This window comes from Pseudoduganella ginsengisoli (genome assembly GCF_009720865.1).
GTDB classification, from domain to species: Bacteria; Pseudomonadota; Gammaproteobacteria; order Burkholderiales; family Burkholderiaceae_D; genus Rugamonas; species Rugamonas ginsengisoli.
In genome coordinates this window covers 103668-118640 of the sequence record NZ_WNLA01000003.1, presented here as the reverse complement: position 1 = coordinate 118640, position 14973 = coordinate 103668, and the positions used below count along the sequence as shown (strand labels likewise).

The window sequence follows — 14973 nt, the reverse complement described above, 5'->3', positions numbered from 1 at the left end:
TCGAGAAGAAATTCGAATTTGTCATGCATTTTTGCTTCGTGCATAGTGATTTATAGCACGCGCAAAAGTGCAGGCTTTGCGTGGGTAATCTGAAGTTTCTTGTGTGTCACGGTCCTGAAACATTGCAAAGTTAGACTCATTCGTAGCTCAGCAGAATAATGTACGGCGTTTTAACGCCGCATAACAAGTTTGCAGCAAAAGTAAAAGAGGAAGTACGGACGGCCGGCCACTTGGACGGCTGCTAGTGCTTTCATGAATATTTGTCTTTTTTGGGGTTATACAATGATGAATCATCCACGGCTCCGGCTGACGCAGATTGCGTTGAGCTTGTCCATTGCGCTGGCGGCGGCACCGTCGTTCGCACAGAACACCACGTCGGCTATCGGCGGCCGCATTTCCGGCGCGGATGGCAAGCCAGCAGCAGGCGCAACCGTGACGATCCGCCACAATGAATCCGGCTCGGTCAGCACGGTGACGACCGACGCGGACGGCCGCTATGTGGCCCGCGGCTTGCGCGTCGGCGGTCCATACACGATCACCATCACGAAAAACGGCGTGACGGAAAAGCGTGACGAGGTCTATACGAACCTGGCGGAAACGTCGAGCGTCGATGCCACGCTGGGCGCACCAGCCGTGCAGACCGTGACGATCGCAGGCGTGGCCGGCGGCCGTTCGGAAAAGTTCTCGAAAACCACGATGGGCGCAGGCACCAGCCTGACCGCGTCGGAACTGGCGATCCAGGGTTCCATCAACCGTAACCTGCAAGACTATGCGCGTTCCGACCCACGCGTTTCGCAGACCGACAAAGAGCGCGGCGAAATGTCCGTGGCCGGCCAGAACAGCCGCTACAACTCGCTGACCATTGACGGCGTGTCCGTCAACGATACCTTCGGCCTGGAATCGAATGGTTCGCCAACGGCCAAGCAGCCGATCTCGATCGAAGCGATCCAGTCGGTGCAGGTGAACGTCGCCAACTACGACGTGACGCAAAAGGGCTACACGGGCGGCAACATCAACGCCGTGACCAAGTCCGGCACCAACAAAGTCAAGGGCAGCGTCTACTACGTCTTCCGTAACGACAAGCTGGCCGGCGAGCGCTTCAACGCTTCCACTGGCGCCTACTTCGATCCAGCTCCGTTCAAGGAAACCACCAAGGGCTTCACCCTGGGCGCGCCGCTGATCAAGGACAAGCTGTTCATCTTCACCAACTATGAAAAGCTGAACTCGACCCGTACCGCTCCTTCGTTCGGCCCGGTCGGCAGCGAAAAAACCAACGTTGGCGTGACCACCGGCGCGATTGCCGCTGCCCAGCAAATCGCCAAAGACCGTTATGGCATGGACATCGGCGCGTTCGACGTACCGACCGGCACCAAGCTGGACGTGACCGACAAGCTGGTCAAGCTGGACTGGAACGTCAACGACGACCACCGCGTGATGGTGCGTTGGGCGAAAACCGAGCAGGCGGAACCAATCTTCTCGCAGCTGGATTCGACCCACATTTCGCTGAACTCGACCTGGTACAGCCAGAAGAAAGTCATCGAAACCAAAGTTGCGCAATGGACCGGCGACTGGACCCCGACCTTCTCGACCGAATTGAAATTCTCGCAGCGCGATTATGATTCCGTGCCATCGCTGAATGCGAAGACGCCGTTCGTCAACCTGCTGTTCTCGGGCGCCTTGCCTGCCGGTGCGCCATCGTCGCTGTCGACCGCCGGCCGCAACATCACGTTCGGTACCGACAACAGCCGCCAGCGCAATATCCTCGGCACCAAGACCGACGATATCTACCTGGGCGCGAACTGGAGCCGTGGCGACCACGAAATCAAGTTCGGTGGCGACTACCAGAACAACAAGATCTACAACGCGTTCCTGCAAAACGTGTGGGGCAACTACACGTTCTCGTGCACGCCGAACATCGGCTACAACACCGTTACCGGTGTCACGCCGGGCGCCAATATTGCCGACTGCTCGAAGCTGACCGCTGCCCAGCATGAACAAGCCGTGCTGGAAAACTTCAGCCGCGGCCGCCCATCGTCGTACCAGACGCAGATCGCCAATGCCGGCCTGACCATGGATGACGCCGTGGCCCAGTTCAGCATGAAGGACACCGGCCTGTTCCTGCAGGATACGTGGACCGTCAACCCGCGCCTGACCGTGAATGGCGGCCTGCGTGTCGACATGACCACCATGGGTGACCGTCCTCTGGCCAACGCGGCCGTGCTGGCGCCTACCGTGGCGCGCACCACGCCGACCGGCCGCCAGACCGGCGGTTTCGGCCTGGATAACACCAACACGTTCGACGGCCAGAAACTGTGGCAGCCACGCGTGGGCTTCAACTACCAGTTCGACGCATCGCGTCCGACCCAGTTGCGCGGCGGCGTAGGCTTGTTCCAGGGCGCGGCAGCCACCGTGTGGGTGTCGAATGCGTTCTCGAACCCTGGCGTGGTGACCAAGACTGTCGGTTGCGGCATCGCCGGCTACTCGGCTTGCACCACCGGCGGCGGCATCTTCAGTTCCGACATCAACAACCAGCCTGTCTACAGCGGCAACCCGCCGGCAGCCAACGTCGATATCCTGGCCCCTGGCCTGCGCCAGCCATCGGTATGGAAAGGCAACATCGCGTTTGACCATGAATTGCCATGGTACGGCGTGGTGTTCGCAGCGGAATACCTGAAAGTCGACGTCAAGGACGGTATCTTCTATCAGAACTTGAACCTGGGCGCGCCAACCCGCACCGGTACCGATGGCCGTAGCCTGTTCTACACGGACCAGGCTTACAACACCGCGTGCTGGAACGCCACCGGCGGCTCGATCACCACGGGTGCGGCTTGCACGGGCTTCCGTTCGAAATCCGGCGCCAACTCGTCGTTCGGCAACGTGATCCTGGCACAGAAAACCAGCCAGGGTGGCTCCAACCTGCTGACGCTGTCGCTGACCCGCCCAATGACGGCAGGCTTCGGCTGGTCCGTTGCGTACACCTACATGGACGCGAAGGAAGTGTCGCCACTGACGTCGTCGACGTCGAACTCGAACTGGATCGCCCGTTCCGCGTTCAACCCGAACGAAGAAGTGTCGGCCAACTCCGGCTACCTGGTCAAAGACCGTATCAATGCCGTCATCAACTTCCAGAAGAAGTTCTTCGGCACGTACAACACCCGCTTCGGCCTGTTCTATGAAGGCCGTGCCGGCAAGCCATACAGCTGGACTTACAACAATGACTTGAACGGCGACGGCGTTTCCGGCAACGACTTGATGTACATCCCGTCGGCGCCAGGTTCGGGCGAAGTCATCTTCAAGGGCGATACCGCTGCCAACCATGCGAACGAAGACAAGTTCTGGTCCGTCGTCAACCAGTACGGCGTGCTGAAACGCGCTGCCGGCAAGGTTGTAGACCGCAACAGCGACTTCTCGCCATGGACCAACAGCTTCGACGTCCGTGTTGCGCAGGAGATCCCAAGCTTCTTCAACGGCCACAAAGCCACCTTCACGTTCGACATCTTCAACGTGGGTAACCTGTTGAACCGCAAGTGGGGCCGTATCAACGAAATGGCCTTCCAGTCGGGCGGCGCGCAAGTGCGTACCTTCGTGGACTTCGCGGGCCTGGATCCTGTGACCGGCAAGTACATTTACCAGCTGCGCGACAAGGTGAAAGACCTGGACGTGCGCCAGGTAAAAGGCGAGTCCCAGTGGGCACTGCAGGCTACGCTGAAGTACGAGTTCTAAGCGACTGTAATTGGGTACCATGGGTGCCGGGCCTTTAGGCCGGGCTCCCACTGATCATGGTCAAAAGCGGCTGGTGGCGACACCGGCCGTTTTTTTTTGTAACGCTGCGTTTCCCCGTGCCGCCTGTGCGCCTGCGGGGATTTTTCCGGCGCTACAATAACGCTACTTGCCACCGTCTATCCGCAATGAAGCCAATTTTCCGTACTGCTTTGCCGGCGCTGCTGCTGGCTTCCGCGCTGGCTGGCTGCGCGCATCGCCATCCCGCAGCCGATCCCGCCATCGCCACGATCCAGCTGGCGGCCCTCAACGATTTCCACGGCAACCTGGAAGCCAGCAGTGTCACGTACACCGATGTGGGCGGCGTTGAGCGCACAGTCACGGCGGGCGGCATTGCCACCATTGCCGGTGCGCTCAACGCGTGGCGCAAGGACGATCCGGAATTGCTGCTGGTGGGCGCTGGCGATTTGATCGGCGCCAGCCCGGCGCTGTCGCTGATGTGGGCCGATGAACCGACCCTGGCCGCCATGAACCGGCTGGGCTTGCGTGTGAGTTCCGTCGGCAACCATGAATTCGATGGCGGCAGGGCTGAATTGCTGCGCCAGCAAAAGGGCGGCTGCACGTCGCCCCGTCCGGAAAAAGCGTGCCGCTTTGACGGCGCGTGGCAAGGCGCGGCATTCCAGTACCTGGCGGCCAACGTGTTCGACATGGTCACCAATAAGCCGTTCCTGCCGGCGTACCACGTCGAAACCGTGCGCGGCGTGAAGGTAGCCTTTATCGGCGCGGTCCTGAAAGATGCCGCATCGTCCGTGCTGGCGTCCGGCGTGGCCGGACTGCAATTTGCCGATGAAGCGCAATCAATCAACCGCGTGCTGCCGGAATTGCGCGCGCAAGGCGTCAATGCGTTTGTCGTGTTGATCCATGAAGGCGGCCGCACGCCGTCGCCGCAGCAAAAACAGGATTGCACGGATTTATATGGGCCGCTGGTGGACGTCGTGAAGAAACTCGATCCCGCCATCCGCGTCGTCATCAGCGGCCATTCGCACAAAGGGTATTTGTGCCGTGTCGATGGCCGTCTCGTGACGCAGGCGGAAATGGGCGGGCATATGCTGTCGCGCGTAACCATTGATGTGGACCGCGCCACCGGGCGGGTGGTGGGAGAGCGCGCCGCCAATGTCGTGCTGGCGCAGGGCTCGTTCCCGCCCGATGCCGCGATGGATGGCTTCCTGCAAACCGTGCGCGCCCGCAGTGAACAGGCGCTGGCGCGTCCCGTGGCCCGCCTTGCAGTCGATACGCTGGTGCGGCCGGACGACGACACCATCGATGAATCCGCGCTGGGCGACTTGATCGCCGATTCGATGCTGTATGGCGCCCGCGCCTATGGTGCGCAAATCGCTTTCATGAACCGCGGCGGTATCCGCACCACGCTGAAGACGGGCGCCGGCAATGTGGCAACCTTGGGCCAGTTGCAAGCCGTGCTGCCATTCGGGAATACGATCGAAGTGGTGAACATGACGGGCGCGCAAATTTACGCCGTGCTGGAAGAACAATTCCTGGCAGGGCGCGGCGTCACGCGCGGCCTGTTGCAAGTGTCGGACGGGTTCACGTACCAGTGGAACCCGTCGCGCCCGGAAGGCATGCGCGTGGTCGATAAAAGCGTTCTGCTGCACGGCGTGCAAATCGAAAAAGGCAACACGTACCGCGTCGCCATCAATCACTTCCTGCTCGAAGGCGGCGATTCTTTCCCCACCTTCAAGCAGGTAACCAACGTTGCGCCCACCAATATGCGCGACGTTGATGCGCTGGCTGAATACCTGATCAGCCGCGACCGCGCCGGCAAACCCGCCGGCGCTGCATCGGACGCGGGCCGCATCCGTCGTGCCAAATAACCTGGAGTATTACCTAGTATGCGCAAACTGTTACTCGTTTCCCTGCTCGCCGCATCGGCTGTCGTTTCGACGTCGGCGCGCGCGGATTTTTCCATTCCCGGCTATGAACTGGTGTTGACCAACCCGGTGGAAACCGCGCTGCCGAATCCAGACTTGCGCAATCCCGCCACCGTGTGGAGCGAATTGTTCGACAACGCAAAAAAAGAAATCGTCATCGGCCAGTTTTACGCTGTTGTAAAACCCGGCTCGCCATTCGAGCGCGTTTTCGAGCGCCTGGAAGCTGCAGGGAAGCGGGGCGTCAAAATCCGCTTCCTGCTGGACAAGAAGGGCGTCAATTTGTCGGAAGCGCCGACGATTGAACGCCTGAAAGCCATTCCCAACCTGGAATTGCGCATCCTCGATTACAGCCAGCTGACGGGCAACGGCATCATCCACGCCAAGTACCTGGCGGTCGATGGCCAGGTGGCCTACGTGGGCAGCCAGAATTTCGACTGGCGGTCGTTCACGCACATCCACGAAACCGGCTTGCGCATTTCGGACCCGAAAGTCGTGGCGCAGATCCAGGCCATCTTTGACCAGGACTGGCAGGCGCAGGCGCAGCTGGCGCAAGGCAAATCCGTGCCGCCCATCGCCCACGCCGCCACCAGCGCCAACTATGCGCCGGACGCGTTCTTGATGGCCAGTCCGTATCCCTACAATCCGGCCGGCGTGGCTGATTCCGAGCGCGGTTTGCCGGCCATGCTGGCGGAAGCGCAAAGCGAAGTGCGTGTGCAATTGCTGGATTACGCGCCGCTGTCGTACGGCCCGAAAGGCACGCGCCCTTACTATCCCGTGATTGACAACGCGGTGCGGGCTGCCGCGCAGCGCGGCGTGAAAATCAAGCTGATGGTGTCGAACTGGAATACTGAAAAACCCGCCATCGATTACCTGAAAAGCCTGGCCATGCTGCCCAACGTGGAAATCCGCGTGGTGACGTTGCCGCAATCGTCGGAAGGCTTTATCCCGTTTGCCCGCGTCATTCACAGCAAGACCATGAGCATCGATGGCAAGCTGGCGTGGGTCGGAACCAGCAACTGGGCCGGCGGCTATTTTGACTTGTCGCGCAACCTGGAAATGGTGTTGCGCAATCCTGCGATGGCGCAGCGCGTGGCCGCGCTGCATGAGCAATTGTGGACGTCGCCGTATGCGGCGCCGCTGGACGTCAACAAGCAATACCCGAAACCGGCCAAAGGCAAGGAAGAGTAATGCGGCTGGCCGCTGTTGTTATCGCAGGCGCCGCGCTGTGCGCCGCGCCGGGTGCGCACGCGTGGGGCAATGACGGCCACCGCGCCGTGGGCGCCATGGCGGACCAGCTGATCCGCGGCACCAATGCGGAAAAGCAGGTGCGGGCTTTGCTGCTGCCCGGTGAAAGCCTGGAAAAGATCGCCGTGTGGATGGATTGCGCGAAGGGCGCCGTGTGCGGCGCTCCTACGCAGGAAATGGCGGACTACGTCAAAGCCAATCCCCAGCACGCGGAGTACCACTACGCGAATTTGCCTTTCCAGGCGCTGGCTTACCAGCCGCGCGCCGTGGGAGCGAATGGCAGCGACATCGTGCAATCGATGCGCCAGGCGATCTGGGTCTTGCAGGGCAAGGATGGCGCTGCAGTGAATCCGCACCGCTTCACCAGGCGCCAAGCCTTGCTGTTGCTGGCCCACTTGGCCGGCGATATGCACCAGCCGCTGCACGTGGGGAATGCTTACCTGGACAAGAATGGTGCGTACGTTGTTCCGGTGAAGCAGGAGCAGGTCGATGACGTGGCGGTATTTAGTACGGCGGGCGGCAACGCGCTGCTGCTGGACGGGAACCGTTCGCTGCACAATTACTGGGACTTTGCGCTGGTTGACTATGCGATGCGCCGCGTGGAAGCGCAAACGCCGGAACAGTTTGCGCGCGTGGCGCTGGCGGCCAAGCCAGCCATGGCGGAATTCGACGGCGATCCCGCCGAGTGGGCGCCATTGATGGCGGATGAAGCGCTGGCCATGTCGAAACGCGCCCATGCGGGCTTGAAGATTGGTCCGGTGCAGGCGGTGCCGACGAAGGAAACCAAGGTATCGTGGCAAGTGGCGGCGCCGGATGATTACGCGGTGACCGCGTCGGCGATCGTCAAGGAGCAGCTGGCTAAAGGCGGCATCCGGCTGGCGGCGATCTTGCAAGCCATCTGGCCGTAACGGCTATTTGCCTCCCGGCGAATACCACAACTCCGGGCGCTGCTGCGGTATGTCTTGCAAGCCCGGATTGGCCAGCGTCAGCAAGCGCCGCTTATCGAGCTGCAGCGGCTCGATAATGGGACCTTTGTGCTGGCGGAACAGCGCATCGAGCGTGCCGTCCTGCACCATGATTTCCAGCCCAGCCTTCAGGCGCTTGGCCAGCCCTTCGCCTTCCGTATCGCGCCGCACGAACAGGTAGCGCGGTAGCGGATAGCGCAGCAGCAGCGTTGGTTCAATCGCCATCTGTGGAAAGCGCGCCCCGTATTCCTTGATTTCCCACTGCGCTTCATCGACGCCGCGCGCAAAATAGTCGAAACGGTTCGCCATCAGCATGGCATACAGGTTTTCGTGGGCGCTGCCTTCGACCACGGGCAGGCCCGCATGGGCCAGCACCGCCACGTCAGCCCACCCTTTGCCCATGCCGGCGCGCAGCTTGCGCAAATCCTGCAGGCTGCGCACCCGGGCGAAGCGGGGCAGGTCGTCTTTACGCACCAGCAGTACGCGGTAGCCCAGCAAGCCTTTATCGATGGGAATGCGGATGGGCAGGTCATCGCGCTCGAATTCCGGCGACACGGCGCGTGCCATGATATTGATGCGGCCATGCGGAAGCACCAGTTCCTGCGCCACGCGCTGCGGCGACATGGCTTCCCCGAACTGCTGCATCGTAAACGGGCCAAATGCGGGGACGGTCTTTTCCAGCGCCGTACGCAGTACCAGCCAGTCGTAATCGTAGCGGGCGTCATACGAGCCCAGGTGCAGCGGATAAACGACTTTCGTGGCGGATTTGGGGGCGGCGCGCACCGCCGCACAGGCAGCCAGCGACAGCATGGCGGCCAGGCTATGCCGGCGGGTCATGGAATGCGGTGGAGTTGGCGGGGCTGGGGCCATGATGCAGCCAGTGTGCCACCGGTATCCCGTTGCAGCAAGCTAGTGTTGCAGGACGGCCATGCCTACGTTTTAAGCAGCGATGTGCAAAGCCGTCAGCAGCCACATGATGGCCAGTACCACGTTGCTGGAAGCGAAAGCGCTCAACCGGTGCATGACGTCGTTGTAGGTCAGATGTATGAGGCTGTGCACGATGCGCAGTGCCACATACAGCCACGCCAGTGCAACCGTGGCATGCGTAGCGCCCGCTGTCGCAAACAGCACGATGCAGGCGACATAAAACAGTACCGGCGCTTCCAGCAAGTTCATGTAATTGCGGTTGGGGATGCACACTTCCGGCGGCACGGCGGGCGATTCGCCGTACTTGAAATCATTGGCCTGGATCTGGCGCCGCACGCCGGCGCGCACGCGGGTGAAGGCGATGGAAATCTGGATCAGCAGGGTCCAGACGGCAAGGGCGATGACGGGGTGGAAGATGGTTTTCATGCGCCCAGTTTATCGGATATAAGCGCATTAGTCGCCGCCTCCACATCCGCCACCGCCGCATCCGCCGCCATCGGAGCCGCCGCCATCGGACGAACCGCCATCGGAACCGCTATCGCTGAACGAGTCGCCGCCGCAGCCGCTGCCGCCACCGCAGCTGGACAAGTCCGCGCCGCAGTACACCGTGCCGTCGGCGCCGTGCAATGTGGCGCAATCGAGCGCATACATAAAGCCGGCGGCAATATTGAGCTTGGCATCCAGCGCGAACAGCAGGGGCAGGCGGGTCGGCGACTTCGGATTGATATTCTCTTCCAGGCACGCGTAGCGCCAGCAGCGGCGGATGCCATCGTTATTGCGCCGCGCTTTATCCAGCACTTCGGCAGGCGTGTGATGCAGGAAGCGGCCAAACGCCTTGTTGCAGAACTGTTCGTAATTTTTCGTGTACAGGATGAACTCGTGCCACAAGTCGTCCGCCACTTGCGACGGCATCGACACGTACATGCGTCCCGATTTCAAATGCGCGAGGAAGAATTGCCGCAAGCCGTGCGACACTAGCTGACAATCGCGCAGCGTCAAGTGCGGATGGCGTTTCGTGAGTTTGTCGAACAAGCCTTTCGGCAAATCGAAAGTGCGGATAAAGCTTTCCCGCCTGAGCCGCACGTTGCGGCGCCACAGTTGGAAACTGACGCCTGCGAACAGCAGGCAGGCCAGCAGCGCAGGGAGAGCCATGGATGCACCTCGCTCATATCAAAAGACTAGTAGGGCTGATACGCAAAGCCGATTCCGATCACGCTTGCAGCACCGGCCTGGTTTTCCACGCTTTCGCTGAAGTTTACAAGCACATTTTCACGAGATTCGCCGCCATCCAAGACCTTGATCCAGTAGCTGCGGCCATCTCCATCGGGTGCACGGTGCAGCACGTTCCTGTATAGGATATCGACAAACTGGGTGTTGCTGGTATTGGCGCCGTATTTCGCTGCAAACTCCGGACTGGCCATGAAGTAATGGGCGACGTCGCGCAGTGACTGGCCCTCACGCTCCATCATGGCCATCCAGTAGCCGACGCCACTTTCCTCGGGAGTCCGGTCAAACGCCGCGCGGTACAGGCGGAAGGCTTGACCGCCAACGCCGTTGATGTCCAGGGCGATCGCGCCGTCGTTGAATACCAGGCGTTCGATGCCGTTCAAGATGTCTGCAGCCAAACCACTGCTGGGCGAAGCAAGCAGCACATCCTGGCCATTCTTGTGCAGTGTGTGGGCGCTGCGCGAGTCGCTATAGCGGACGGTATCCAGCCCCTCATTGCCGACGATCCTGTCCCCCTTGTTAGAGCCGTTAAAAATATCGTTGCCGCTGGCGCCGTTCAGTGTCTGGGGAAATGCCTGCAAGCGGCCGGCCTGGACACTGTAATGTCCTGTGCCTCCATTTACGTTGGAAACACTCACGTAATATGTGCCTTCGGCGGACGCCGTATAGTCGAAGTATGGCGTTTCCCCCGCGTTGTTGGACAAGACGGTGGCGACAGCACCGAAATCTCCCGGCAGCAGTTGCAGCACGCTGGCAGCAGGCAAGTCCTTGCCGTCAAGGATGAAGCGGTACGGCGTATCTTTCTGCAGCGTGATTTTCATCCAGTCACGGTCGCCTGCAAAATCAAGGTTTCCGTTTACGCTACCGGCAAATCGCAGTTGTCCCGGGCTGTCATCAAGACCAAAGTCATCCTTGCCATGATCAGCCAGCGTGACTGTGTACGCCCCGCTTTGCAGGAAAGGACCACCGACTTCGAGATAGGCTGTGCCGGCGCTGGCAGCGTGGAAGGTGATTTTCTCCGTCCCGGCCGCTGAATTGAGCTCGTACCTGCTGGCTTGCCATTCGCTGCCCGGACCCGCCTTGAGTTTGGGGTACAGCGTCAGCGCGGCGCCATCGCTGGCGATGGATTTGACTTCAACCGTGTAGTTACCGCCCGCCACGACAGGGATGCCGATCCAGTCCGTGTCTGCCGGCGCCTCGAAGTTGCCATGCAATGGGGCGCTGGCAGTGAGCCTTGCAACCGTGCTGCTGTCAGCGGCGTAATCGTCGCTGGCTGCCGCGCTGGCGGAAATCTGGTAGCTGCCTTTGCTGCCGTATCCGCTAGAGACGGCGACGTAATAGGTTCCGCTTTTCGCAGGCGTGTACCAGGTCTGGAACTCCGCCCCGGAGCCAAGATGGGCAGCGTTATCGAGCCACTTGCCCGAATCATTATAGAACGCCAGCGAGCTGACTACCTTGCTATTGCTGCCGGTGTTGACCGTATCTGTGGTCTTGAAGGCATAGGGCACGCCTGCTTGCAGGTTGATCTTGAACCAGTCCTGGTCGTAGGGCATTTCGATTGTCCCCGTGGCGGAGGAGCCGCTGGCCAGTTTTCCGCTGGTTTGCATCGTGGCCGTATAGTCGTCGCTGGCGGCGCCGACAGTATAGTTGCCAGTGGCATAGTACAGGGCCCACACGCCGATGTAATAGGCACCGGATACCTGGGGAACAAATGGCTTCAAGCCGGGCTGGTAATAATCCAGGTCTATCCATTTGCCGTTCGCATCGTAAAGGTCGACCATGAGATTCGAGAACGACTCGGTGGCGCCGAACTGATAGTTCACGCCTTTTTCCAGGTTCACCTTGAACCAGTCCCTGTCGTCGGCGACTTCAATTTTTCCGGAAACTTCCGTCCCCAGTGGAAGGGAGGCGGCGCCGCTGGCGCCGTTGCCATAGTCATCGCTGCCTGATTCAGACAAGCGTACCGTATACGTTTCGCCAGTGTTGGAAGCGAATCCTTTGACTTGCAGGTAATAGGTGCCGGAGGCAGGCGGCCCGAATACAAGTTTTGGCGAGGCATTGGAACTTGCGCCATAGTCCACTGCATTGCCATAGGCATCCATAACCTGTAGCTCTACATAGGAAGGGAAAGTGGACGTTGTGCCACTGCGGCTCAAATCAAACGTGTATTTGGTATTGGCCTTGAGCGTGACTTTGAACCAGTCGGCATCTTCAACCGGCGACTCCAGGCTGCCTTGCACCGTGCCGCCTACAGCAAGCACGCCAGTGGTATTGGCTGCCGCGGAATAGTCATCGATGTGTTTGGTTGCATTCAGTTCATATTTGCCTGCAATGCCATCGCTTCCCTTTACGCCCACATAATACGTCGCCGCAACGGCAGGCGAATAGCCGAGGGGTGTGTGATAGCTGTTGCTTTGCAGAAGCTTACCGGATGCATCCATCAGTAAAAGCGTGGCCCGGCTGGCGTTATACATGGCCCCGGGGTACAGTTCCCGATAGGCGACTTCCTTCAGGTCGAACTGGTAGTTGTAGCCGCCTTCCAGTGTGATCTTGAACCAGTCAACGTCGCCAGAGGTGTCGAGATTGCCGCTTGCCGGCGTGCCGACTTGCATGGTTGCGGTTGTGGACGTATTGCCGGCGTAGTCATCCGGTGCAAATCCCGCAGTGAGCTGATAGGACACCGCATAGCTGTCGCTTGTGTGTATTCCATAGGTAAGGTAATACGTCCCTGACACCGCTGGCGTGAAGGTGATTTTGTATTCGTTGTCCGAAGGGCCATACGGCACCCGTTTGCCACTGCTGTCCTCAAGGAAAAAGTCGGAATAGAACTGGCGTGCTCCGTCAACAGTAAATGTATAAGTGACGCCGGCGGTCAATGCCGCCGCAAACGAATCGCTATCATAGCTGTAGGCTTCAATGATGCCGGTGACACTTCCTCCTGGCCGCAAGACGCCCTTTGTGGCGGCGCCATTACCATAGTCATCCGGTACTGCCGCAACAGTGACTGTATAGGCGCCCTTCGCATCCTGCATATAGCCATTGATACTGACGTAGTAGTCGCCTGCGGCCTGCGTCCTGAATGTCCGAATAGTGTTATTTTGCGCGTCGGTGCGCAACACGTAGCTCTGCAGGGTGTTGCCTCCGTTTGCGTCGCGTACGTTAATCGCCGTGAGCGCCGTACCATCGGCGGGAGTGGCGCGGACTTCATAGCTGGTATTGGCAGGCAGCGTGATCTTGAACCAGTCTTCGTCGCCTGCCGTTTCCAGGTTGCCGCTGGCCGCAATGCCAAGCGTCAGTTTGCCGGTTGTACTGGTATTTGCTGCAAAATCATCGGCTGCCATGCTGTTATCCAAAGAGCAAAACTTTGGATGTTACCAGATAACTATTTAAAAAAAAGCGGACACAAAGGTCCGCCTGTTGATTACAGCCTTGCCGGCTCTGCATCCAGCCTACTTTGCCGCTTCCATCACGGTCAACTTACTGTCCGTCGCGCCAGTGTAAAACACTGCCAGCTTGACCGGACCCGTGCCTACATTGCGGCCATTGTGCAAAGTATTGACCACTTCCGCCAGCATGTCGCCAGCCTTCAGCCGGTTGACGGAGCCATCTTTCAGCTGCACTTCCAGGTTGCCTTCAATGACCATGGCAAACGATGGCACCGTGTGCAAATGCCAGCCGGTTTCGCCGCCGGGCGCGATTTCAATCAGCAGGCCCGTTACCTGCGCCTGGCCTTGCGGATAAACCAGCGGCTTGCCATCCCAGCTGTTCGTGGCTTTCAGTACCGTGGTGGCTTTGACGGCGGCGGTCTGGTCGAGCGCGTACGCTTGCGGCAGCAACAGCGTGGCCAGCAAGGCGGCAGCGAATTGTTTCATTGTGAAGTCTCCGTGAGTGACATGCCGCAGGGCGCGGCGCGGAGCCATTATGAGGGGAGGGGATTGGGGAAGGCAATGCCGCCTTCCCCATGCAGGTTATTAGCGCGATTTTACAAATGGCACGCCGATCGCCTTCGGCGCCACCGACTTGGCCATCAAGCCCGCCAGCACCACCACCGTCACGACGTACGGCACCATCTGGATCAACGCACCCGGGATGCGGCCAATCACTGGCAAGTCAACGCCTTCCAGCTGAATTTGCACAGCGCCAAAGAAGCCGAACATCAGGCAGCCGAGGAACGTGTACATGGGACGCCAGTTGCCGAACACCATGGCCGTCAGCGCCAGGTAGCCGGCGCCGGCTGACATGTCGCGCAGGAAGAAGCCGCTTTGTACGATAGCCAGGTAAGCGCCCGAGAACGAACACAGGACGCCAGCAATAATCATCGCGCGGTAGCGGGTCCATTCCACGGACACACCGGCAGCATCGGCTGCGTGCGGATTTTCGCCGCAAGCGCGCAGGCGCAAGCCAAAGCTTGTGTGGTACAGCACCCAGTGCACCAGCGGCACCAGCGCAAACGCCAGGTACACCAGCACGGAGTGGCCGCCGATCAGTTTCGTGTACAGCCAGCCAATGAAGGGCACATCGGCGACGGCTGCGCTGCCTGGCAGCACCACGTCGAACAGGCGCGCATCGCCCAGGTCAGGCGTACGGCCGCCTTGCTGGAAGAAGAATTGCGCCACCACGAACGTCAGGCCGCTCATGGCGATATTGATGGCGATGCCGCCCACCAGCTGGTTGCCTTTTTGCGTGATGGCCACATAGCCTTGCAGCGTGGCCAGCACGACGGACACCGCCATGCCTGCCGCCACGCCAAACCACGGGTTTTTCGTGGCAAAGGCCACGGCCGCCGACACGAAGGCGGACGCCAGGATCTTGCCTTCCAGGCCGATGTCGATAACGCCGGAACGTTCAGCAAACAAGCCGGCCATGGCGGCGAAAATCAACACCGGCGCATTGCGCACGGTCGATACCAGGATACTGCCGATATGCAGGTCTTCGAAAGTCAT

Annotated in this window: 10 protein-coding genes; 4 read left to right on the top strand and 6 right to left on the bottom strand. The window is 60.1% G+C overall.

What is annotated here, in order from left to right; translation table 11 throughout:
• Positions 1-282 precede the first annotated feature (282 nt).
• The 4 genes from GM668_RS07015 (at position 283) to GM668_RS07000 (ending at position 7819) form a co-directional block, all read left to right on the top strand.
• Positions 283-3723, top strand: a complete 3441-nt coding sequence (locus GM668_RS07015; RefSeq protein ID WP_155438243.1) for a TonB-dependent receptor — start codon at positions 283-285, stop codon at positions 3721-3723.
• 185 nt (positions 3724-3908) lie between these two features.
• Positions 3909-5609: a bifunctional metallophosphatase/5'-nucleotidase gene (locus GM668_RS07010; RefSeq protein WP_155438242.1), complete on the top strand. Its 1701-nt coding sequence runs from the start codon at positions 3909-3911 to the stop codon at positions 5607-5609.
• Positions 5610-5627: 18 nt separating this feature from the next.
• Complete coding sequence (locus GM668_RS07005; RefSeq protein ID WP_155438241.1) at positions 5628-6854, top strand: phospholipase D-like domain-containing protein; 1227 nt, start codon at positions 5628-5630, stop codon at positions 6852-6854.
• A complete protein-coding gene (locus tag GM668_RS07000) occupies positions 6854-7819 on the top strand; it encodes a S1/P1 nuclease (protein WP_155438240.1) in 966 nt (321 codons plus the stop codon). Before GM668_RS07005 ends, GM668_RS07000 begins: the two co-directional genes overlap by 1 nt.
• Before the next feature lie 3 nt (positions 7820-7822).
• Here the strand turns inward: GM668_RS07000 and GM668_RS06995 are convergent, their stop codons facing one another.
• The 6 genes from GM668_RS06995 to GM668_RS06970 form a co-directional block, all read right to left on the bottom strand.
• A complete protein-coding gene (locus GM668_RS06995) occupies positions 7823-8713 on the bottom strand; it encodes a transporter substrate-binding domain-containing protein (protein ID WP_229499019.1) in 891 nt (296 codons plus the stop codon).
• A gap of 102 nt (positions 8714-8815) precedes the next feature.
• The gene (locus tag GM668_RS06990) at positions 8816-9229 is read right to left on the bottom strand and encodes an MAPEG family protein (RefSeq protein WP_155438239.1); all 414 of its coding nucleotides are present in this window, start codon (positions 9227-9229) and stop codon (positions 8816-8818) included.
• A 27-nt stretch (positions 9230-9256) separates the two neighbouring features.
• Positions 9257-9955: a glycine-rich domain-containing protein gene (locus GM668_RS06985; protein WP_155438238.1), complete on the bottom strand. Its 699-nt coding sequence runs from the start codon at positions 9953-9955 to the stop codon at positions 9257-9259.
• A 26-nt stretch (positions 9956-9981) separates the two neighbouring features.
• Complete coding sequence (locus GM668_RS06980; RefSeq protein WP_155438237.1) at positions 9982-13371, bottom strand: DUF4214 domain-containing protein; 3390 nt, start codon at positions 13369-13371, stop codon at positions 9982-9984.
• Positions 13372-13479: 108 nt separating this feature from the next.
• Complete coding sequence (locus GM668_RS06975) at positions 13480-13902, bottom strand: cupin domain-containing protein (protein ID WP_155438236.1); 423 nt, start codon at positions 13900-13902, stop codon at positions 13480-13482.
• Between the two features lie 99 nt (positions 13903-14001).
• Positions 14002-14973 (bottom strand): ABC transporter permease, encoded by a 972-nt coding sequence (locus GM668_RS06970; protein WP_155438235.1) that lies wholly within the window; start codon positions 14971-14973, stop codon positions 14002-14004.